Origin of the sequence: Nocardia asiatica NBRC 100129 (assembly GCF_000308415.1) — a bacterium.
GTDB lineage: Bacteria > Actinomycetota > Actinomycetes > Mycobacteriales > Mycobacteriaceae > Nocardia > Nocardia asiatica.
The window spans coordinates 21,256-44,557 of sequence record NZ_BAFS01000464.1; the positions used below are offsets into that span (position 1 = coordinate 21,256).

Genomic DNA, 23,302 nt, shown 5'->3' on the forward strand with positions numbered 1-23,302 from the left:
GCCGCCGGGATGACCAGCTTCACCCCACACCCGTTGGCGCAGCTGAATCGACCGCAGCCAACCCCGGCGAGAAGCGAGAAGAACCGATGACCACCCCCGCGGAACGCAACTTCGACACCCCCGATGCGGACCTCACACCAGCGGTCTTCGCCGCCCCAGCTTCGGTCACGCCCATCGGGCCCCGTCTCGTCACCGGCCAGTTCACCACCCACGCCGAGGAACCCGCTGTCGCAGCAGAGAACGACGACACGACCGACAGCGAGGAGCAATTCGACAGCACCGATGCCTCGGACATCGACGAGGAAGCGGCCTGCACCAGCGACGATGATTTCCACCGCGCGGAACTTGCCAAACTCGACCACCGTCAGCCGAAGCTCTTTTACGCGTGTGCGGTCCTCGGCGACGTGGAAGCGCCGCTGAAGGATTTCAAACCCGCCCCCATCATGGAGTGGCTGCAGCGCCTGACCGGCGAACTCCCCCCACGTAACAGGGTGAGCGAAGCGATCGCGATCTGGCGCGAATGGGTAAGCGCTCGCAAGGACGGCTCGGAAATGCCGCCCAAGGTCAGTCCGAAGCAAGCTTCCGAGCTCGACGACGTCTATCGCACGGTCTCGCTACACCGTGAACTGCCCTCATGGATGACCACCAGCCCCTGGTTTTCCTCCAGGGAGGTCACCAGGCACAGCGCCGCAACCAGCGGCGTGCGCAAGGCCCCCTCCCCGCGCCAGCACCACACCAGGGGCGACGCACAGCAGCTGGCGCACGTCGACGCGCCGCCCGCCAGCGTGACCGAACCTCCGACCGAACCGGACACGATGAACGACGACGTGACTGCAGCACACAACATGCCTGAGCGGCCGCTTCCACTACACGAGCTGGCTGCGCGGGGAGCCGCGGCACGCGAGATTCAGAATGATCCGAATCTGTTCCAAGACTGGTCCCAGGCGGAGACAAAAGCAGAGCGCGAACTCGCAGAATGGATCCGCAGCCAGCGCCGCAAAGCGCGCAAGAGGGCGTGGAAGGCGAGGCTGGACTCGGAGAAAGATGACCTGCATACCGCTGGTGCGCTGCGGCGGGCCGACCTGCGGGACCAGCGAACCGCCCGGAAGGCATTGGCAGCTCACCGGCGGCGGACAAGTCCGCACGCTCAGCTCGCGAGCCTGTTCAACTTCCAATGGGCGACAACCCTCGCGCTCGGCAGCGTGGTTGCCGTAGGCATGATCTGGTCGGCCACCAACGTCCAGAAGAACATCGCGAGCGGACTCGACGCCGGAGACGCACTGTTCTGGTTCAGCTACCTGCTCGAAGGCATGATTTCGGTGTGTGTGCTGGCAATCATGATCGGTGCACCGAAGCTGGAACAGTACAAGGTCAAACCCGAATACATCACGGCGGCCGAATGGGCATTGCTCGCCTTCACCGTGGTGCTCAACACCTATCCCTACATTCAAGCCAGGGAAGGGTTCCAAGTCCTTGTTCACTCCGTCGCGCCGGTCATGATCGGTGTGGCGCTGCTGATCCATCACGCCCTGTCGAGCGGATACAGCAAGGCAATCGGCAAAGCAGCAAAAGAAGTGCCACCCGATGAGGACCCTCTGGCGCGCCCCGACGTTGATGACAAAGAGCCCGCCGCCGGTCACACCGCTGGCGCCTACATCAACGCCGACCCACTGACCGAACTCAACCCGGGCTCGTCCGAGTGAAACTTCTCGGCAGCACCACGCCCAGCACCGTGCGCCAGCACCATGAGATCCACGTCGACAGCGGCGCGCGTCACACACATCAGGTGTCAGTCCCGGTCTGGTTTCCACGAATCGTGGAAACCAGACCGAATCCGCCAGGAGCAGCCAGTATTTGGCACATCTGGTGTGAGTGGATGCGATTGACATCCCGATGGTGCACCGCGAAGACTACATACTCCGACGACAGATCACACCAGGCAGAAAGACAAGGGAATGGGGGCAAGGCCGTGGACACATCCAGTCAAGCGAGCCGAGCAATCCAGGCAACTCCCCCACTGCTGCCCTACTCAGAAGATCGCGACGAGACCTCCGACGAGACCTCCGACGAGAGCCCGTTCGTGTCCAGCATCCCCCGGCGCGCCGCCGAGCGTTTCATAAAACCCGGGAGCATGATGGCACCCATGGAGGTCGAGCAGCGAAAGCGTCGTCCTGGCCGCCCACCGAGAGAAGATGGTCCGGACTATCGCACCGTGGGTGCCAAAGTCCCAGCGTCGCTGGCGAATCTGATCAAGGCACCCATCGGTACAGACGGTTTTCCCACACTCAAGGCGCGTGTGGTCACACTGGTGCGCGATGGCCTCGACTCCTACCGCGCGCAGAAGCCGCTGGGTGTCATGTGCACCGGCGAGCTCTGCTACATAGGCCCTATCGATCTTCCGCGCGCTCTCGGCGATGAAATCGAGGCACTGATGGCCGCGAGAGCCTTTCGTTCGATCACCCAGTGCTTGATCGAAATGCTGCACCGCGGACTGGCGCACGAATCGAGCACGAGCGTGAATGTTCCACTGCAAACGGAGTTGCCTCTGGCACCGACCGGTACCTGACCCAGAAACAGCGGAAGGCCCCCCGCCGCGACCAACAGTAGGGGGCCCAACGCTTCCTGACCAACGAGAACCTGAAGGAACTGATGTCCCCTTCACGCCTCGGGAGGCTTCGTGCCTGACCCGAGTGTAGAACATGCGCCGACAAATCTGCTAGGCAGCGCGCCGAAACAGCGTGCAACAATGCCTCGACGTCGGCTGCCATCTGCGGAAATACCGCGCCACAACGCATGCGGCTGCGGCCGACCGAAGGCCCACTCCCCCGCCGACGGCCGCGCACGCATCCTGCTACCTCCCGACTTCCCCGTCGCTGACAACGGCGTGCCGTTTGACCGGACGCCAATCGCAGCTCAGCGACTCCTGCGCGCTTGCCGAAGGGGGTGGTGGAGCCTGCGCTGATCGCGCCGACAGCTAAGTCAATACCGCCGAGCACCGGCATTCGAGCAGCACGGAATCCTCTTCGCAAAAGAGGATTCGGTGCACAGAGGGAGACTCCCTCAACGGCTCGACGTGGGGAACCGACTGGACCTCGGTCCCCGACATGTCGTTGCGTACTCAGAAAGGTGTTGCCGTGGTGGGCAGCTCCCAGGCTACTGCATACCCTCAGACAGCTCGGCCGCAAGGCCGGCCATTCGCTCCGATTCGTGACGATTCCGTCACCGGATCGGCAGTGAGAATTCGTCGTGTCGCGTCACCTCCTGGATCGCGGCAGCTGCGTGGCGCCGTCATCGCCTCGACTGCAGCCCCATCCAGCCCACGGTTGAACCGCTCACGCGCTGACCCGCCCGGTCTCCAGTCGACGGTGAGGTCTGAACGCCCGCGACCGGTCCCTTCGCCGAGCCGCAGGGTCGCTTCAACCGGCATTCGACTTGAGGGCGCCGTGACCGGTTGCTGTGGGGCGGATCGCCGTCCGTCTGCAGGAGCCTTCGTCGCGAACGATGCGAAGGGGGTGATGCTGCCGCACGAGAGTGCCTGATGGCTGCCTAACCCCATACCCGCACCAGCAGCGGCCAGCTGTTTTCGAGCAGCATCGAACCCCTTCCCGACCGAAGGAATTCGATGTTGAGGGCCCGACCGCCCTCTGAATGCTCATGCGCTGACGAGCCGACTGCTGATGTCCCCTGTGAAAGGACTGCTTTGCACAGCAGATCCCATGGTAAGTCATGCCCTCGTCAGGGTCGGCGAAGCCAGGGAAAGTTCACCGGTTCGTCAACCGTCGAGGCCGCATCCGCCGAGGTCGTCGAGAAGATCGCACGGTTGAACGCTGGCCAAGTCGGCGCGTCATGGGCTTTGCCGCTGGAGGATGGCCTCGCGGCACGAGTTCCGGTGGTCGCGGTGAAGGACTGGCTGCCCCTGGTGGGTCCAGCGCTCGACACCGATGCCGGCCGCGCGCTGGTGGCTCGACACCAGACCAGCGCCCAGGCCGTGTTGAACCACGCGCCCACGGTGGCGTCGTTCGCCGACTCAGCCACCGGCCGCGGAATCACCGCGGCGAATGCCACCATGGCGAGACGCGCGAAATGCTCGCCCGGAACGATGCGGAAGGTGCGCTACGTCCTGCGGGACCTCGGCCTCGCCAAGGACATGCGGACAGGTCGGCGGTTGTCCGGCGTCGAGATTGCCGCTGCCCGAGCCCATCACGGCGGCCACCAGACCAACGCCGCCAGCGTCTGGCACCTGACCGCTCCCCGGCCTGCTCTCTCGTCGACGCCTCCCCGCGAGAAGTCCACGAGAACCGGCCGTGACACACCCAGCGCTTCCCCCGCCGTGCGTGTCGCCGAGGGTCGTGCCCGCGGCCGCAGCGGGCACCTATCTTCCCCTACTGGAGTAGGGGAAGAACGTAACGTAGGTAGAAGTAGTTCTTTTCATCTCTCGTCTCTCGATCGCGAAAAATCACCAACGCGCGCGCGACGCGCGCACGCGAGGACGAAACTTCCCAGGAAAGCGAGATGCAAGCCACGAACGACCGCTGACCCGCGGCCGATGCACCTGCAGAGAGCGGCAGCTGAGGTCGTCCACCACCTGCACGGCATGGACCGCGGCCAGTGGGTCCACATCGGATGCCAACGGTATGTTCGCCACAAGAGCTGGCACATCGGCTGGGTGGCTGAGGCACTGATCGAGGCTGGCATCGACACCACCCGTTTCGACGGCAAGGCCATCGCTGAGCGGTTGACCCGCTACACGATCGAGCGAGGCCTGAATTGGCCTGATCGGATCAGCGCGCCGATCGCCTTCCTGCGTTCCTTGCTGGCGAAGGTGGACTGGACAAACCAGGTCCCAGCCGAGCCTGCATCGGTCAGACGCGCACGCATGACGCCGCTCAGCGCACAGCGCCGGACCAGTTGGGCGCGTCCTGCCGGCGGTGAGATGCACGCCGCTGCGGGCCGTTCAGAAGGCACTAATCGCCTCTACCCGCCATCTGTCACCAGCGTGTCCGAAGACCTCGCCACAGCGGCAACAGACACATGCGTGGCCTGCTCTGCACCCGCCGTTGTCCGCAACGAGCTCCCGCTGCGAACTCCGGTATGCGATCAGTGCTGGAACGCCGACGCGCTGACGCATCCGTCGGATGCGGACTGCCTCGCGCGATCGTGACCGACCGTGGCGAACTTTTGCTCCCAGGGTTCACGGTGGCGTCACCGGATCTGAGCAACTGCGTGCAGCTGTACCCGGCCAGCAGGCCCGCCGCGGGCCCGCTGGTCAGACCGTCAGAAATCCTCGAGCATCTTGCGTCAACGGATTCCGGCCTGCCTATCACCGCCGGTGGTTGCTGGGCCCGCCTGCGGTAGGGAAACCTCGTGGGCATGGAGGAAGTAGTCGAGTCTTCGGTGTTCGAGAAGATCGGTAAGGTCGAACCCGAGCCGATCCGCGAGCATTGGGTGGTCGTCGCCGACAAACGCTATCCACCCAAGCAGGTGTATCAACTGATCACCGGATTGCCGCGCTCGGCGTACACATCGCATCGGGCCCTCGCCGAATTGCGCAAGTTGGGGCTGTCGACGAGCGTCTACACGCCGCTGCGGACCGAAGCTGTCGGAGCGGAGTCCTTCGGCAACGATGGATTGGCCGAGTCGTTCGCGACGCTGTCACGGTTTCTTACCGACCACGACCTGACAGCGCACCTCGCTGCCGCGGAGGCTGCCTTCCATCATGCGGGATCCGCAACGAGCCGTGCGGTGACGATCGAGTATGGCTTCAGCGACGACCTGCTCGACGCAGCACTGGCTGTCCGCGGACATGTCGGGCGCCTCAACGACGTCATTCACGCGACCGTCATCGCGCGCGTGCTACCCGCCATCTTGGACGAAGGCGAGGTCGTCGTTCGACGGCCCTCCCTGGGAGCGGGAAATGATCAGTCGCGACCGTTCGATCTGGAAACGGATCGTCGGATCGCCGAGTTCAAAGTCGCGCAGTGGAAGGGCGCCGACACTATGCGCAAGCGCGGTGTCGTCTCCGATCTGGTTCACTTGGCGCTCGATGAAAGCGGTCGGCGTGCTCAGCTCTTCGTGGTCGGTGCACAGCCAGTGCGGTTTCTCCAGACCTCCACGTCGACGATCGCGTGGGCTCTTGCTCGATCGTCTCCTCACACCAGGGCCCGGTTCGACCAACGGTTCGGACCCGCAACTGATTTCACCGTCGCGGAATTCGTTCGCGTCCACGGCAAGCGCATCGAATTGATCGACTTGGCAACTCTTGTCCCGTCATTGGCACTTCCGCAAGAGCTGATTTGACGACTGCGGTGTACGGATCGGCGGCAAACGGGCCTCGCGCTGCTGCAAGCGGGTTACAACACGAAATACACTGCGCAGCATCGATCGCACAGCGAGGCACAAACAGGGGTATGGTCGGCCCGTCCAGGTCGTCGACCGGGACCCCGCCGAGCCCACCCGCTTCCGGGTCCGTCACATGGGCTGAACGAGCACAGAGGCCCTGGCCGCCCAGCAGGCGGCGGATCTCCTCGTCCGGATATGGGGGCTCCGGCTCGCCTGCTGGATCGCACGCATGAACGCGGACATCGCCGAGTACCGGGTGAGATGCGAACAGAGACTTCGACAGCAGTTCGCCCTGCGGTTCCGCCGCGGAGCAAGGCGACACCGCGGGGAGAGCGCTACGGCAGGGAATGACCGCAGGTCGACTACAGCGGCCCCGCTCGGCAGCATCACAGGTTCACGATCGCGTGCCGAGCCGAACAAGGTGAACCATACGCCAGTAGCTTTCCCTCGCCGCGATGTATAGCCGGTGCGCCTCAGGCCACGCTGCCGTCCAACGTCAACTGCCCATTCGCCGTGGCCCCGGATTCCAGTGCCCGCAGGCCCTTGAATCGGACATGCGTCAGACTTGGCCGCAGTACCAAGCCAGCGGCGGTGGATTCGACGTTGGCGTCGCGGTACACGGTCAGCACCCGCGCCAAGTGCCGCTCGATTGCCTTCTTGAACTTGTACCGTGCCTCCTTGGTGTCCAATTTGCGTGCTGACCCGAACTGAGCGTTCAGCTCGTCCCAGGACACCGTGATTTCATGTCGCAGGTAGGAGAACCGATAGGTCAGCCATGCGTACAAGTCGATGCACCATGCGTTGTCGCCGAACAAGCGCAATGCGCCGAGGTCCAACGGCACAGCGCGGTCCAAAATCTCCTCGTAGAAGTCGGTTGACAACTGCACGACCGCACGGTCGTCGTCTTCGGCGCCCCATAGAAGGACTCGGTGGGCGACCGACAAGTTCTGGGTGAGTACAGCCCGCTCGCCGTCGGCGCGCATGTGCTCGGACCGCACACTGATCTTGGCGTGAAACAACCGTTCTGACTGTGTGCGCAAGCGGGTCAAGCTGCCTGTCGAGCCGCCGGTCGCCTTCACGTCCGGGTTCAACTGCCGGAAAAACTCCACCACACCGTCGCCAAGGACGAGCGTCGGGGACTTCGTGCGCTTGGCTTCGGTAATCAGCCAGAACATCAGCTGCCGCGGGATGACGCCGGATGGGTAGCCAAGCGAGCGGGGCTTACCTGTTCCTGGGTCGTCTGTGTATCCAGGTTGGACCGTGAGCAGGAGATTGCCGTTTCGGCGCTGCCACACCGGCACGTCGCCGGGATTCCGGTATGGGAGGCACACCTGTGCCAAAAATCCAGTTGTAAACGCCAACTCCTGGGCTGCGGACTCTGCCAGCGCCTCGGCAGCGCGCGCCAGCGCCAGCTCATCACGTTTCGGGCGCGCCATGGCATGACACTATGCCAGCGACGACCGCTTCGAGTTACCGTCGACACGCCGCCGCGCATTAGAGGGGTCACCGCGCACCGACCAGGACCCTGTCCTCGGCTGACATGGGAGTCAGGAACTTGCGGCCCAGAGCTGGGAGAATTCACCGACGGTTTCTTGGTGTCCGCGGGAGGTGCATGACGAGTACCACTCGTTCGGATGCGGAACTATCAATTGTCAGGTTGAAGTCGAGTCGCTGGTATTGCCCGACTCAGTCGATCTGGTCCAGATCTGGATCGCTGACCTATGCCGGACCAGATCGGTTGAGTCGGAGCGACAGCTTCCGTACCTTGGTCAACCTGGGCCGCGCGGAACCTCGGGCCTCTCGATCGGCGCCTAAAGTTCCCGAGTCAGATCCATCGGGCTCGACCCGCAAAGATTGAGCAGCAGACCAGTGAATGAGCCAGGCCGGAACGAGGCGACCGATGCCTTGCGCTGACTTCGGGACGCATTAGAGGGGTCACCACGCCCAACTATGAGGCGCGGGGCAAGTGTCTCGGGAGTTGATGCGATCAACTGCTCACTTATGGCCGCCTCCCAGTGGGATAGACCGCCCGTTCTAGCGATGGCCACTAGGCCCCAGGCATGCAGTTGCTGAACCGCTGGCGAGTTTTCCACGAGACCTTGCCCCGTAGCGAGCCAGGAACAAGTGACCGGTGCAGCGCATTACAAGGGTCACCGACCAACGCATTACAAGGGTCACCGAAGGAGGCTGCTGGCTAGTCAAAACTGTCGTTTGACTACGTAGACCGAGTCGAGTGCAGCCTCCGCCTCTACGCCAGTGGTAGCTGCTGGGAGGGCGACATCCAGGCCGCTAGCAGGCAGCATCGGAGCCGGCGGCCGCAGTGGCCGGTGAGTGGCTGTATCGCTGAAGGCGGCAACGGTGAAAGTGCACAGGGCAGGAAAAGGTGATCATTGAAGACCAGGTCGACTGCAGACGTAGAGGAAGGGCGTCGACTGCCCTGCCCAGAGAGGCTGCTGCCTCTCTGTCAGTCGGCCGGCGGAAGCCATCCAACTGGGTATCAACTTACCCCCGACCGTCGATTCTGCTCGTGGGGTTATCGAGCCAACGCCGCAGCGGAGGGCACAACTACCGCCAGGCTGGAGAGGATTATGGTGATCCCGTCTGTGGCGGCGCTTTTGGTGACCCTACCAATGCGCATCGCGCGACGCGAGACGGTCTGAGCTCAGGTCCTGCGTCAACGCAGTCGGCGAGGACTCGGTGGCTGTGGCCGCCTAGAGGAGATATCCGGTCTGTGGTCGATGCAATCTGACCAAACTCTGGGTCACGAGCGCTCGACTGATTAGTCGAAGCGATCAAGACCTGGACGGTGAGTGCACGGACTTGGTCGTGATAGCCGTCGAGATGGCTCCGGATCTCGACGGCTGCCCGATGCCCAGGAGAGCGCCAAGAACCCGGGGGGCAACGGCTGTCGCTCGCGGTTGCTGGTAGCGCGGGTCTGTCTCCAGACCCAGATCCCTGTTCGACTGCGTGCTGGTGAATTGCACTCTTGTGATTTCCACAGCCGCAGCGAGCCTACTACAGGTGATTCTCATACAGGGAAAGAACTACAGGCAGCCTTCAAAAATAGGCTTTGACCTGCGCTTTCAGCGTGTCGTAGTGACCCTTTTAATGCGCAATGGTGACCTCTTTAATGCGGCGCTTCCTGCAGAAACGGCATTACAGTGGTGACCTCTCTAATTTGTGGATAACTCATCGGCACAGCAGGTTATCCACATGCGCACAGCGCCTGAGCCGACGGAGAAACTGGGAGTTCTCTGCGCATTTCAGGGGTCACCCCGCCCGGCTTGATCGCGCATTACTTGGGTCACCAGCTCGGCCTGGGGGACGCATTACTTGGGTCACCCACCTCGTTCGGGGGCGCATTAGAGGGATCACCAGAGTCGTCTGATCGGCGCATTAGAGGAGTCACTGAGGGGCGCAGCCGGCCGAGGGATCCGGCACGATGACAGTGCGGGCCCTCAGTAGGGGCCGCGGCGTGGGCGGTACTGTTCCGTCGCAATGAATCTGGCCAATGGCCGGCGCTCCGACCTGAGGTTGGCCAGTTCCGTTGAGACATGTGATCTGCGAGCGGCGCAATGATCTGGCCAACGGGGGAAAACATGCGCCGTGCGGGCCGGTGCGTCGACCAGCTGATTCGCCAGACTGGGTGAGCCAGTGGCAAGAACTGCTGAGCCGCTGGTCTGGTCGGCTGAGTCTCGGCCAGGACTACCGAGCCGGACAGGTACGTCCGGCGGATCGGCATCAGCAGGTGCAGCACATTAGAGGGGCCACTGCGGGCCCCTCCGCCCAGGAATGGGGTCATGCCTCGGGCATGAACATGCGAGCGTCGCATGCCGCTTCCTCCGGATCTCGCTCGATACGCGGACAGATTTGTGCATGGGAGGATTGAAATCCCTACGGTGACCGCACTTATGCGCGCCCCTGGACCGACGGGCCGCACCCCCTCTACCCACCATTGGTCAGCGACGTCTCGGCCGCGACCTCGGATGGTCGCGCAAATCGCTTCGCGCTTCCGCAGGTATCCGGCGGCGGCGCAACATGCGCCCGCCCACATCAACTCTCACCTACAGTCGTCAGGTCACGGTCACACAACAGACCTTACGGTCCATCCACCCCGAGGACACGCACCCATGCCTGCAACGACCTTGCCCGAGGAGTTGCGCGCCGACATGGAAACGTTGTGGCGCTACAGCCAGATGGACCACCCGGTACGCCCCCGTCGACGTCGGCCTCGGCGGACAAAACCCGGGCGTAGCCACCTACGCCGCGCACCTCTTCCACCGAGGCATGTTTTCCTCTGATCGTGTTCACCGGCGCGAACGTACCGACCACTGTCGAACGTTTTCCCCGCGGTGAAGCTGTGCACTTCCGCGAGCACGCCCTCCGTCTCGGTGTCCCCGACTCGGCGATTCTGGTCGAACCCGCGGCGAAGCACACACCCGACAACATCGGGTTCACCCGCGCGCTCCCGGCCGACCGCGAGAGAGCGAGCGTCGACTCCGCGCCGAATTGTGCATCGAGACATTGAAACCGGACCCCGATGCAACTCCATCTACTTGCAGCCCAGGTCAGAGCGGGTGCATCGGCTAGCAGCCACGTAGAGCGACGATTCGAGTCTTCCGAAGGTTATGACGGCAGAACGGCCAGTGAGTCGCTGTGTGGGCCCGCTAGGGCCCAAATCCGGGTCTTTCACCCAAATTGGGGGGGTGTAGGTGGTGCCCAGTTGGGCCTACAACGGTGCTGGTCGGCAACCCGGGCGCAAACTGTGGCAAGGCAGGCACCGGCCTACGGCTCATCAGCTTTCGCCGGGCACATCCCGTGCTGTCTGGCCGCGTAGTTTCCTCTCCCGGCGGCTTGCGTTGTGGGGTGTGGCCCGCCGCGTCGGCCCGACTCATCGACCGCCGTAAGCACTCTGGCGCCAGCCACTGTACTCGCGGACATGATTCAAAGTCGCTCCGTTGGACAAGTCCGCCAAATCACTCGGCTACACCAACACTGCGGTGTGGTTGAAGCTCACCTCAAATGAAGCGGGAAGGCGAGTCAATGGTTGGCGGAGTGGCCCCCATCACCGAACTCAAGACCCCATGGAAACCATCCACGACAAGGCGAAAATTTCGATCCTCGCGCATTGCCACTTGCTGTGCACTGTCGCAACCCCGCACAGGAGCGCGCGAGAGCGGTCCGCGGTTAACTGCAGTGGTCAATCCTGCCCGCGGGGCACCGACCGACCGCAAGTAGCTGCACTCACTAATTTGGCTCCTCGCGATTGATCCGGTTGCCTCATGGGAACGAAGCAACATGGCGAGACCCGGGTTGGTTCACACACCGCATGCGTGGCGTGACTGCGAAGCCGCGGCCCCTGGGCAAGCAAGTATCCAAAGCCAGGTTCGACTCTCGAATCGGTTGAGACGAGGCTTGCTGGGAGTGTCGCGCGACGCCCTGAGAATTGAAGGATCGAGTTTCAGCCAGAGATTCCGCACCGCCCGGAAGGGCCGAGCTGTCTCGTCAGCAGTCTGAGATCCATCTCGGATCAGTTGCCGCCTAGTTCGCCCTCTGCAGGATCCCTGCCGACCCAATTGTCGGCCCGTTCTACGTGGCCCCCGTCGAAGATGGAGCAGAGGGCTGCATAGAGTGTCACGCGCACCACAGCGGCAGAGCCGCATGTGTGCTCCCGCATGCACTTTGCCCGAGCCGCAGTCCAGGTGCCGACGATCTTTCCTGCGCCCGTCCATGCTAGGTCCACAACGTGACTGTCCTTCCGGGACCACAGCGAACTTCACTGGATAGACTGCACACTTCTCGTAGGATCACACCACGAAGGCTCGGCCCGATCGAGCCGATCATCGCACTGCGGCGGACACCGAAGGAGGAGCCGGACATGGCTGGCGTACAGCTCCACTCGCCTCGCGAGTCGATGCTTCATGCGCCGAGCTGCCGGGGATTCTCAGCGGACTCGCTGTCCTGCGTCGCACAAGTTGAAAGATTAGTGCCGACCGCTTCTGTGCAGTACGCATGGAGCATTCGGCTTTGCCCCTTGATCAGGATCTTTGATGGAGAGGTGGCGCATGTCGTCACTAAAGTCGTACCTACGACCATGCATACGACATTAGATGCGACTGTAGGTACGACACTAGAGACACTCGAACCTTTGACCTCTCAGATACCCCATCTACACAGTGACATCAAGACCCATGCGGTAGCTCTCTCTTGGGTCATGTACTCGATGGGTCAAAAGGCTCGTCTCAACGTCCTTTGTTGGCCTTTTCTGACGCCTACATACGAGGGCATCGAAATTATCTGTCATGTGATCTTCCAGAAAGCCGGTTCAAAACCCTCTGATCTGGTCTATTTCATTCCCTGTTCGATGAGCAACCTTATCGCCCGGTACAAGGTTTGCGAACAAACCCGCTTACTGATCTGTCCAGACCCTACATCAAATGCCAAAATATTGGTACATTGGATGGCCTTCGATACGAAGATCTGCCTGGCCCTTGACACTACTCTGCATAAGGTCGATAAGAAGAGCGAGCCCAGGGTGCTCCCTGCCGTCAACGTACTGGCAGCACAAGGCACCCCTCATCTACCGGTAGAAACGATCATCTACTGGGTCGAAATGATGGTTTGTCTTAAGCCCAGAGAAACAGTCATGCGTTGCACCCTGTTATGCACTCAATGGAGGGCCTACTTAAAGCCGCATTCAGCGACCAGTGAAAGGGTCAATACGCGGTTCATGTGGAACAGCAGTCCTTTGGCCGTCTACTGCATCAGACGAGTGATACTTGTAACCACCCTGGGCGAGGGGACACCTTGGCCGACTGTGACGATCGCTGAAATGACACGCAACGACGCCAGAACTTCGATCACCTTGAAAACCGTTCTATCGCCCATCCTGCCTGCCGATTTGGGGGGCATTGAAGCGATGGCCCTAACTGTCAGTAGGAGGCTCGACGCAGCACCATCATTTCTGCCCTTGGGTACGGCAACTTGGCGAGTCTTTGAATGGGAGCGCGATAGCGTCTTTTATACGGGCGATGCGATCACCGAGCGAATGGTGGATCGGACGGCCTTCACTGCGACCAAAGCCTGGGTGGGTGCATGGGGCGAGTAGAAGACGAGTGACAAGGTCGTCTGGAACGGCCTCTGGCGTGGCTTATGATAGGTCATTGATGAGCTAGGATGCATGACAGTCTGCATTGGGAGCATCATGCGCATATGAGCTGCCACGACATGTGCGCGCTGGGGTGGTTGGATCCATGCCCATAGTGAGGTAGCGTCCCTGGGCGTGACAGCTCGAGGGTTGCCCGGCGGTATCCACGCCGTGATACGAACGATTCTGGTGGCGAACCGGAAGGGGGGCGTAGGGAAGTCGACGATCGTGGCCGCGATCGCCGTGTTGGTCGCCATGGCAGGAAAACGGGTTCTCGTGATAGACGCCGACCCTCAAGGCAACTGCACCCGACGTGATCTCGGCGTCAAGAACGGCGACAACGGTAAGTCGTTGGCGATGGCGATTCAGTATGGCTCTGCGCTGGAGCCTGTTCGTGACGTTCGTCCAGGCCTCGACGTTATCGCTGGGGGAGCGCTTCTTTCGATGGCGACCACCATCATCACCAACAGTGGCGACCACGGCATTGACCCAGCGGCCAACCTGTCCACCTCACTGACCGAACTGGTCGACACAGAGGGGTACGACCTCGTTCTGATCGATTCAGCGCCCGGAGAGCTGCAACTGCTTGATGTTCTGCTGGAGATCGCGACATGGCTCATCGTCCCTACCAAAGAGGATGAGGCCGGGCTGGATGGTGCTGAGGAGCTCGCCAAAAGATACCTGCGGGCTCGAAGGCGCGGGGCCGTAGTCGAGCTGATGGGGATGGTGCTTTTCGACTGCGATCCCCGAGCGACAAGGCGCAATGAGGCCACATTTAAGACCGTGCACGAGCTTCTGGAAGGGACTGGCATCGAGCCGTTCAGAAGCACGATTCGGCACGATAAGGCCACCTCGGTTGATGCCCGGAAGCTGCACTTGACTCCGAGTGAACTCCTCAACTTCAGTCCCAAACGCAAGGCGGAGCTCGTAGTAGAGGCTGATGGGGTGCCCGACGTGGAGACCGAGGATGACGATGAGCCCAAAAGGATGTGGTCAAGAAACCCCGGCCCTCTGGCTTCAGATCACAAGCAGTTAACTCGAGAGGTCGTCGGGCGCTTGGCGGCCGGCGAGCGCGCGAAGGAGGACGCATAGATGGGTAGACGAGGTGGATTCGCCGACACGAGTGAAGGTTCTGACGACCTCAGCGATATCGGCGATATGCTGGGCGCAACCCCCAAACCTGTCTCGACGAAGCCTGCGCCAACAGCCGAGTCGGCCACGCCACATGCACGCGAAGCGGAGGAGGTCGACGTCGGCCTCGGCATCGACCAGGAGACGACCGAAGCTGACGACGACCGGAGTATCGGTTCAATTACGCAGAAAAAGCCGAAGCGGCCCAGGTCGGTTGCAGCTGACGGCGCAGCTGGCAACAAACGGAGCAGGGCCGCGACGAGAGCCAAGGCCTCGGCGCCATCCACGCCAGAAGCGCACGTCGATCCGGTTGTGGCAAAAGCCATCCGTCGGGTTACTCACGCGGAGAAGGAACGTCGAGGTGAGGGGCGAAGCTACGGCGAAGTGGTCCTGGACGCCATCGAAGAGCACGTGGATGCAATCGAGAGCTACTTCACAGCTCAAGAGAACCAATCCGGATCCGAGGGCAAGGGTAGGAGGCTGTTCAAGCGAGTCGACACTTCTCGACCTCGCCGTCGACGGCATTCAGTTGCGCCGGTCAAGATTCCATTGAGCGGGATCATCGATGAAGACGTCCAGCGCCTCGATGAACTTGCGATCGACTGCGGTGCTGGTAGCCGCAGCGCACTCGTCGACCAGGCACTGAAATTCGAACTGGCCGACACAATCGAGGAGATTTTGCGCGAGGAGGCCGCCGAGGCTGCATCAGCGTTCGGGGCAGTTGAACAGGACACCGGCAACACCGCACAAGCCGCTGCGGTGTGATCTCCTATTGGTGAGTCGCCTACCCTGCTAGACCAAGCCGCTATCGGAAGATCTGAAGCGTCGCGCCTGGCAGGGTAGGGGCAAGCGGCCAAGCGTTCTGCCTGTCGCATGAACCAGCCTATTGCTCTCATGATGCTGGTTACGCATCGTCCTCACTGGTTGCCGGCATCGATGTCTAGAGTGATAACCGCCGCGTACACAGGTGCCTGGCTGGGTGCCCTCGGCCTGAGGTGAGCCCCCGATGCCCAGCTCCGGCAGCAATTCCGACTTGACGTGGGGGATCGCTTTTCCGTCCGCTGCAATGGTGTGCAGCTACCCGTGAGCAGCAGCCGATGGATGTCGGCCACCTGCGCGTATTGCCGAGGACGTACTTGGGGTAGCAACCGATATCGGTACTTCCAGGCATGTGCCACCGGCGGCCTGCTCCGGCGCTGAGGTCCCAGCACGGGGTGACCGGTAGATCTCCATGCGGCGAGTGTCGACATGGAGGGGGACAGCTACGGTCCACGCGACACGGATTCGTCGGAGACCCAGCTTCGGAGTTTTTTGGAGTCAGCGCAGTCTGCCGCCAATCCGCTTCAGATAGGTTTCGACCTCTTCCCTGTGCCAGAGAAAGGTTGATCCCTCCGTACGGTGTGGGCGCGGAGCGTCTGGGGTTGTCCGGCAGTGACGATGCCATTGATACACGTCGTCGCACCCGGCAGCATCAGCGCAGGCACGCGCCGTCCATTCATGTGATCCGAGCTTGTCGGCTGTGACTCGTTTCGGCAGACGGTTACCTCGGTCGGGCCTTCGCTGCTTCCATTCCTCGACCTGTTGGGCTCGATACCAGACCCATCGGCGGAACTCGGACGGAATGAGGTGCTCTGTCTCCTGTGGGGACAGTGGATCGGGTGGGGGATTGCTCAGGGTCGGGGATACCATCGCGCGGCGAAATGCGCCGACCGACATGTCAGCTGCGGCTGCGGCCTGGAATGCGGTCATGAAGCCATGCTTTGCACCCCATTCCTCCGCCTTGTGCCTCGACTGTGCCGCGCCTACTGCCTGTGCTGCTGTTTTCCGCCACAGGAGTTGGCCATCCTGGATCACCGGTTGCACCGTGGGATCCTTGGACCTTCTGACCGCCGACCGGAACGCGGGCGCGCTGATGTGCTTGCCTGCCGTCTGCGATGCCACCTGGGCCGCCTCAGCGGCGGTGAGTGTCGCAGCCTCAGCGTCAACGTTCGTCACCCGAGCATTATCACGCATATGACGTTTTACTTTGCACTGTAGTTGTTTCCTGCTCGCGACGATCATGGCGAATGCTGTACGGTGGCGAGGAATTGAGGTTTGTACATCCACCTGAGGGGAGGCGACATGATGTGGGTGGTAAATCTGTGGATCCTCGGGATCCTAGTGTTCGCGGGGGTGTCCGGGCTGCTGGCCGGCAGCGTGACTCACGGCTTGAAGGCGCTCGGTAGAGGCGTGATGTGGCCGGCCATCATCGCAGCACTCGTCATCCGCTCAGCCGTGCGGTCCGTGTAGCGGATCATCGGCCAGGAAATTCGACAGCCTGGGTGTGAGCGCACAGAGAATGGTGCGCTCACACCCAGGCTGTCTGTCTTCCAACTCCCACACGCTGTGTGTTCGGCGGTATTTCGGTCGAATTCCGTGGATATGGTCGGGCACTGACTTGCCGTGACAATCCGGATCGGACCGTCACGGGCGTGGTGCTCGAAGGGGTTGGTCCGTGGAAGAGGTTGATTCTGGTGAACGGTATGGAACCGATGAGCGCGGTCCCGGGCAGCAGTCGACCGATCAGCGACCGGGAGGCCAGCATCGACTCGAATCCGGTGGCGGTGCTGGTGGAGGCCGACACCGCCGCCGCGACGCAGGCACGGGATCCGCAGCGGTGGCGCCGATGCCACGTGATGGACAATCCGCTGGCGGCCGACATCGTCGCCAGAGTGTGGGGCAGAGCCGCGGAGTTGACCTGGCAGGTCTTGGCGACCGCACGGATCGCGCAATGCCTGGAAGACGGGGAGCCGACACCGAAGACCTCAGCCGATCCGCTGGCAGCTGGCCTGCAAGCGCAGATCGACCAGGAGTGGCAGGCCCGCAACCAGGTGATCTCAACGACCTGATCTACCGGTGGGCACGCACCGTCCACGACCTGGAGGTCATTCGCGGTAGCGGCCATACGCTCATGGCGTCGATCGCCTCGACGGAATCGGCGTGTACCGACGCCGAAACAAGCGGTGCGACCGAGCAATCGACTCGACTGCGTGCGGTCCTGGGGCGGTTGAACTCCGACTTCACGCAGCAGCGCAGCCGCTGGAGTCAGCTCCACACCGAGCTGCAAACCCTTGAGGAGCAGCTGCGGTCCGCAGGCACTGATCCCGAACACCTCAACCAAAAGCTGGTGCTGCGAGCGGGGAAACAGGACTCCACCGAATTCACACGCTCCGCACGTGACCAGCTGCGCCTCAACCTTCTGCACCGCAGTGCGCCGGCCACGGAGTGGGTGCGCGGCCGCTCGGCCGCCGTGCTCGGTGACGCCGTGGGCACAGGCTTCGCCGACGCACCGGATCTGGCGCCGATCACCGCCATCGTCGAGGACGGTGCAGCACCCGGCAGCTACCGGGTGAGCACCGACATCGACCTCGCGCTGCACGACATCGCCCAGCGCCGGCGCGCCGGCACCGACGCGGAGGATCCCGACCTCGCCGCGCGGGTGCGCGAGATCGTGCACGCGGCGCGGTCCAACCCGCAGTTGGTGCCGCCTCGGAAACTGGTGCGGCTCGAACGCGTCGCATCGGCGTTGCTGGCTGGTGAGCCCGTCGAACTTGTAGAGGAGGTCAACGGCTCACCGGTGGTGCTCAGCAGCATCGTCGATGTCGTCGCCGACGAACCGACCTACCAGTGGTGGCTGAGTACCCGCACACCGCCAGCGCGTCCGACACCTACGACATCACCGCATGCCGACGATGCCGCGGCCGAGGCCGCTGACGCCGCCTCTGTCGTCGATGATGAACAACACCTGCCCGCGCCGCTTGGCCAGCCGCGGCGCCGTGAGCGGCTGACCGGGCCCATCCAGAATGCGCAGCCCCACGCCGTCTCCCCACAGCCCGGGCCGGAGGTGTCCGACGAAGTGCGTCGCGCCTCCATACTCGACCATGTCGCCGCGAGCGTGGTCACCAACCCGGCGCTGACCAGGAGCGCGGTCCACCAGGAGCGTACGCAGTCGCTGAGCAGGGCAGCGGCCATAGCCGAGTCCCTGATCCTCGGGCGTCTCAACGCCATCCAAGCGTCTCAGTTCGGTGACACCGCTGACGATGCACAGTTGCAGCGCGTCGTCAGCGCGTTGCTCGCCGACCCGACCCGTCTATCGTGGCTCGCCCGCGAAGTCGCCGAGCAGGCGCGGCGCTCACTCTCGCGCAACAGCCCACAATCACAGCTGGTTGGCGAGCTGGCCGACAGCATCGCAGAAGCCGCGGGCCTCGGCGCGTCCGCCGAAGCGGTGCAGGCGGTCCTCGACGCGGCGGCACCACTGCACGAGCTGACCGATGACGCCCAGCAGTCTGTCGTGCAGCAAGCCCTTGAGACCGTGCACGCCGCCACGAGTCAGGACTTCCACGAAATCGGGTACGTGGCATTCAATCCTGACACCGCGGGCGAACCGCCAGAGCCCGAATCGAACCCTGTGGTCGCCGACGCGGTCGCCGAGTGCGGAGATACCGCAGCCAGTGACGCGATCCGCCAGGAATTCCTCGACGGCTGGTGGGATGCACATGACGATGCAGAGCAATCCACCGAGTCACCGCTGGACTATGACGTCGACTCCCTCACCGAGCCTGCCGTGGATGCCGTCGCTGGGGTAGACCACGATATCGCCGAGGAAATCCCCGAGATTCACGGCGGGCCAGCGCACGAAATCACCGCACCTCGCCCGACTGCCCCGGTATCAAATCTCCCTGCTGTCACCGCCGACAACGAACCGCCGCACAACAGCAGCAGCGTGCCGCGCCCGCTGAGGCTGCCTCAAGCACTGACGATCACCTGGAGCCAGGATCTGCGGGGAGGTCACGGTTTCCGTCATCTCGCGGTGGATGACGAGGGCCAGCAGTACGCGTTCACCATCCACGACAAATCTCTTCCCGACGGATCGCGCGTCATCCTGGCTCAGGGCCGAGAACTCCACCGCACCCGTGACATCCGCAGCGGGTCCACGATCCATATCCAGGCGCCTGTCGTCCACGCCGTGGAAGGCGACAGCGCTGCGGCCCGGCCGCAGCCGCCGAAGTCGGGAGCGGCAATTGTTGTGGCGGCTCAGCGAGCTCAGTGGGATGTGCTCGATGAGCAGGCTCGCTACGCGGTCGACGGTCTGTACCAATTGCGCCTGGCCGGCTCGACCGCAGATGGCGGGTACGAAGCGCAGCTGTACTGGGAACTCACCGACAGCGGCAAGTACGTCTACCAGAGGACCCGATCGCGACTGCAGACTCCCCGCGGCCCAGTTCCCGGGCCGTCGATAGGGCAGATCACCGACCTCCTCGAGAGCGTGACGACGGTCCAGAGCCGACCCGACGTCGAGCCGGCCGCGGCGGAACCCGTCGCGGCGAACCGCGGCGAGGCCACGCCAGAACTGACCAGCGGCGAGACGATCTCTACTGCGGCGGCACCGTCCGACATCATCGATCACACTGATCCGCGCCCAGAGGCGTCCTCCGCTGCCAGCGAACCTGCCACCGCAGCGACCGACATCAACCCCCAGCAGGTCGATGCCCAGACCGGAGGACAGGGCACGCCAACGGCCGCTGGGCACGCGTATCGGGAATCCGCGGCGTCGGACACCGGGTTCGTACACGCGCACGTGTGGCGACCGATGCTGTATCCACCACCGCCACTGGTCCCCGATGATCTCGATGAGGCCCGCACCGTTGCCGACCGAGCGCGCAGTAGCGGGTGGTCGGTGGCTGGACGGTTCCTGCCAGGCGTTCGCGGGGGTGTCGCGTTCGAACTGGTGATCTCCGGTCAGCCCGCGCACCAGATCGAAGACATCCGGTTGCGGTGGCAGCGCCGCGGCGAGTCCTGGGCGTTTGATGACCAGCAGTCTTCGGCCACTCCACACCGCGCCGATCTGGTCACTATCGGCCGTCTTGTCGGCACGCAAGTTCCGCAGGTGCAGGAGACTGCGGCTGCGGTGCTGGACGAGGTGGTCACCGCCGCGCTCACCGCGGCGCCGCCGCGGGCGGCAGTCGAGGAGGCGTATACCCGCTACCGTGACCGTGCCGTCGAACCGATCACCGACGCCATCGGTTCGACGCTCGAAGCGATCATTCTCGACAGCCAACCGCGCGGCGCCCACCCGGACCCACAGCGGTGCGCGGCAGCCGAATCGGTACGTGACAATCATCTCGCGCGACGCGCTCTGACTGCCGCGATCGTCGACCGCGCATGGATCGGCGCCGACTTCACCATCGCCGACCGTGCCGAAATACGGTGCACAGTAGAGGATCACGCCCACACCTACGCCCAGCAGCACCTGCGGTTCTCAGACGACGAGATCGTCCGCTACACCACCGATCATCTGGATCATCTGTTCCCGGACCTGGGACGCACCCAGGTGTGGAGGGCGGTGAAGGCGGAAATCGTTCGCCGCGACGAAGTCCTCGCCAGTACCCCCGCTCAGCGCGCCGCCCGTCTCGCCGCCCGCACCGCGACCGCGGCCGGTCTGCGTGAACAGGCGGAAGCCCTCCTCATCGCCGACGACCCCCAGCCAGCGCGCCGACTGCTGGCCGCGGCCGAGCACCTCGCCCCGCGCGACCCGCAGGCGAGGACACTCGCGCAGGTCATCGACGACCACTACCTGGTGCAGGCCGAGCCGCAGCGGCTGTGGCCGAACCAGATGATGCTCGACCGGGACGCGGAGTACGCGGAGATCCCTACGACCGCAGGCCAACTGATGTACCTGATGCGGGGCACCCGGTGGACGCGGGAACGCATCGACGATCCCGCACACGCCGAGGTGATCGTGCTCCGTCACCACGATCCCGACACCGGCGCCCGCCACCACCTGCGCCTGGTGTGGGACGCCAGCGACGACGGGATCGTGTACAACTCGGATGCCTCCAGAGGCAGCGTCATCAAGGCGTCGGTATCGTCCCGCTCCGGACGCATCTCGCTGGCCACCGTGCGGCGCATGATCCTCAGAGCCGCCGGTGCGCCGGTGCCATCGACCCTGCCATACCGTCCAACCACCGGCCCCTCGGCGTTGTCCGGGGACCAACGGATGCTGCTGTGGCTGATCAGCGATCACTCCGCGGTCTGGAAGCTCACCGAAGCGCTCGCCGACCCCGGGTACGCGACAGCCCAGTTGTTCGACGGCCGATCATTCGGGCCTGTCCGGCCCGGGGTAGTCGAACATCGGCACCCGGAATGGGCGAGGCAACCTCTGGGCTACGACATCTACGGCGACAACGAGGGTGTCCTCCAGTTGTCCAGCCGTCGCGAGGGCAAGCCTGCGTCCGGCACGCAAGCGCTGATCACCATCACACGCGAGCAGTTCGAGCAGTTCGCTGAAACGTTGGCCAGCGCAACCCGTGACGCCTTGGGGCACCGTGACAGCGTCAGCGCCCGTGAAGACATCCTGCGCGAACTGCTGGGCATCAACGAACTGCTGGACGCAGCTACCGACGACACCGCACTTGCACTGTCGCCTGAACACCTACACACCACGCCCATACCCTCTGCCGGTTCGCAGACGCAACCAAGCCCTGCCGAGCCGGCACCGGAGGTCGATGCCAGCGCTCTGCCGACCGTCAGCGACCACTACCCGCTGCTGTACGCGGCGGCGAACCACCTGATCCACGCGACGGTCAGTGCTGGCACGTATCTGATCGGGCCCGCCGACGGCGCAGCGACAGCCGTCGCCGACCACACCGCTATCGAGCACCTGCGCCGGGCAGGGTTCCTGGACGTCAATCCGGCCACGAGACAGGTGATCTGCAGTGAGGCCGGCGCGCGGCGCCGCGACGCTTTGCGCCGCAGCCATCACAGCGAACCTCCTGTCGGCGCGTGGGTTCTCGACCTCGGCACCGGACACGCGGGCGTGGTTTGCGATCTTCTCGCGCTCACCGAGACCCAGCAGTGGGCGGAAGTCGTTGTAGCTGACCACGAGACACACAGCGGCCCAGTCCTCACGGTCGAACCGGCGGATCTGACCGTTCTTGACCGTGCGCCGGTCACCGCGGCCGCCGCAGCGGAGCTCTACCGCACCGCCACCAGCGCCCACGATGCGACCGCAGCGGTTGCCCCTGTGTCGCAGCGCGACAGCGATCAGTCCGCTGCTGCGACTGCAGCCTCCCACCGAGAGCCGCCCGCGGCAAACGTCGGCGCCGCCGAGGCACCCATATCATCGACGGCCGCCGTCGTGGCGGGCGAGGAGGCCGATGCGCCGGCTGTGGCGGTGTTGAGCGAGGATCAGCGTCTGCTGCTGTACGTGCTGCACCTGAACTGCGCGGGACATCCCACTCGATCGCTCGCTGCGGCGTTGGGCACCAACTCCGGCAACGTGACCTTGCGCAACCTGTTCTCGTCCTCTACCCACAGTGTGCAGTTCGCCGGTGGGGCTTTCCCTGACATCGTCAACATCCGCCCCGCGTGGCGAGGGGTGGTCTTCCACTGCGAAGGAGACAAGGTCAGGATCGTCGTCCCTGGGGCCACGCGACGACGAGAAGATGCCGTCACAATCAGCGTCACCCGCCCTGATCTTGTCCGATTCGCCGAGTCGCTGGCCCCCCATATCCGCGAACAACTCGCCAACTATCGCTCGCTGTCGGACACAGAACTGGACGAGTTCCTGCACGACGTCCTCGGCATCCACCACATACAGCCCACCACGCATCCGTGGGACGAGCAGGAACTTGGCACGAGCCCCGG

11 protein-coding genes are annotated in these 23,302 nt (G+C 63.6%); 9 read left to right on the top strand and 2 right to left on the bottom strand.

The features are described from left to right. Positions 1–86 precede the first annotated feature (86 nt). From ON27_RS40525 to ON27_RS36240, 4 genes are all read left to right on the top strand, one after another. The gene (locus ON27_RS40525; RefSeq protein ID WP_051047405.1) at positions 87–1,703 is read left to right on the top strand and encodes a hypothetical protein; all 1,617 of its coding nucleotides are present in this window, start codon (positions 87–89) and stop codon (positions 1,701–1,703) included. Positions 1,704–2,143: 440 nt separating this feature from the next. Then, positions 2,144–2,566 carry a hypothetical protein gene (locus tag ON27_RS36225; RefSeq protein ID WP_157227782.1) on the top strand — a complete coding sequence of 141 codons (423 nt, stop codon included), beginning with the start codon at positions 2,144–2,146 and terminating at the stop codon, positions 2,564–2,566. Between the two features lie 1,254 nt (positions 2,567–3,820). Beyond that, the gene (locus tag ON27_RS44530) at positions 3,821–5,161 is read left to right on the top strand and encodes a hypothetical protein (RefSeq protein ID WP_157227783.1); all 1,341 of its coding nucleotides are present in this window, start codon (positions 3,821–3,823) and stop codon (positions 5,159–5,161) included. Positions 5,162–5,370: 209 nt separating this feature from the next. Then, positions 5,371–6,297, top strand: coding sequence for a hypothetical protein (locus tag ON27_RS36240; RefSeq protein ID WP_506330640.1), 927 nt, complete (start codon positions 5,371–5,373; stop codon positions 6,295–6,297). Positions 6,298–6,812: 515 nt separating this feature from the next. On the opposite strand, the gene ON27_RS36245 is transcribed toward ON27_RS36240, so the two are convergent. After that, complete coding sequence (locus ON27_RS36245; protein WP_063711442.1) at positions 6,813–7,775, bottom strand: replication protein RepA; 963 nt, start codon at positions 7,773–7,775, stop codon at positions 6,813–6,815. Positions 7,776–12,217: 4,442 nt separating this feature from the next. Between ON27_RS36245 and ON27_RS43645 the strand changes: the two genes are divergently transcribed. From ON27_RS43645 to ON27_RS43650, 3 genes are all read left to right on the top strand, one after another. After that, positions 12,218–13,447 (top strand): hypothetical protein, encoded by a 1,230-nt coding sequence (locus ON27_RS43645; RefSeq protein WP_157227787.1) that lies wholly within the window; start codon positions 12,218–12,220, stop codon positions 13,445–13,447. Between the two features lie 174 nt (positions 13,448–13,621). Beyond that, the gene (locus ON27_RS36255; protein ID WP_245560529.1) at positions 13,622–14,578 is read left to right on the top strand and encodes a ParA family protein; all 957 of its coding nucleotides are present in this window, start codon (positions 13,622–13,624) and stop codon (positions 14,576–14,578) included. Continuing rightward, positions 14,579–15,382, top strand: coding sequence for a hypothetical protein (locus tag ON27_RS43650; protein ID WP_157227789.1), 804 nt, complete (start codon positions 14,579–14,581; stop codon positions 15,380–15,382). It begins immediately after the preceding gene. Positions 15,383–15,934: 552 nt separating this feature from the next. On the opposite strand, the gene ON27_RS43655 is transcribed toward ON27_RS43650, so the two are convergent. Next, a complete protein-coding gene (locus tag ON27_RS43655) occupies positions 15,935–16,678 on the bottom strand; it encodes a hypothetical protein (protein ID WP_157227791.1) in 744 nt (247 codons plus the stop codon). A 452-nt stretch (positions 16,679–17,130) separates the two neighbouring features. On the opposite strand from ON27_RS43655, the gene ON27_RS40535 reads away from it, so the two are divergent. Further along, positions 17,131–17,505, top strand: coding sequence for a hypothetical protein (locus tag ON27_RS40535; protein WP_157227793.1), 375 nt, complete (start codon positions 17,131–17,133; stop codon positions 17,503–17,505). Then, on the top strand, positions 17,469–23,302 hold a 5,834-nt coding region (locus ON27_RS36275), incomplete at its 3' end, for a hypothetical protein (RefSeq protein WP_157227795.1). The genes ON27_RS40535 and ON27_RS36275, both read left to right, overlap by 37 nt.

Coding starts and splice junctions, on each gene's coding strand:
- ON27_RS40525 (WP_051047405.1), top strand. CDS start 87: ATGACCACCCCCGCGGAACGCAACTTCGACACCCCCGATGCGGACCTC.
- ON27_RS36225 (WP_157227782.1), top strand. CDS start 2,144: ATGGAGGTCGAGCAGCGAAAGCGTCGTCCTGGCCGCCCACCGAGAGAA.
- ON27_RS36240 (WP_506330640.1), top strand. CDS start 5,371: ATGGAGGAAGTAGTCGAGTCTTCGGTGTTCGAGAAGATCGGTAAGGTC.
- ON27_RS36245 (WP_063711442.1), bottom strand. CDS start 7,775: ATGGCGCGCCCGAAACGTGATGAGCTGGCGCTGGCGCGCGCTGCCGAG.
- ON27_RS43645 (WP_157227787.1), top strand. CDS start 12,218: ATGGCTGGCGTACAGCTCCACTCGCCTCGCGAGTCGATGCTTCATGCG.
- ON27_RS43650 (WP_157227789.1), top strand. CDS start 14,579: ATGGGTAGACGAGGTGGATTCGCCGACACGAGTGAAGGTTCTGACGAC.
- ON27_RS43655 (WP_157227791.1), bottom strand. CDS start 16,678: ATGATCGTCGCGAGCAGGAAACAACTACAGTGCAAAGTAAAACGTCAT.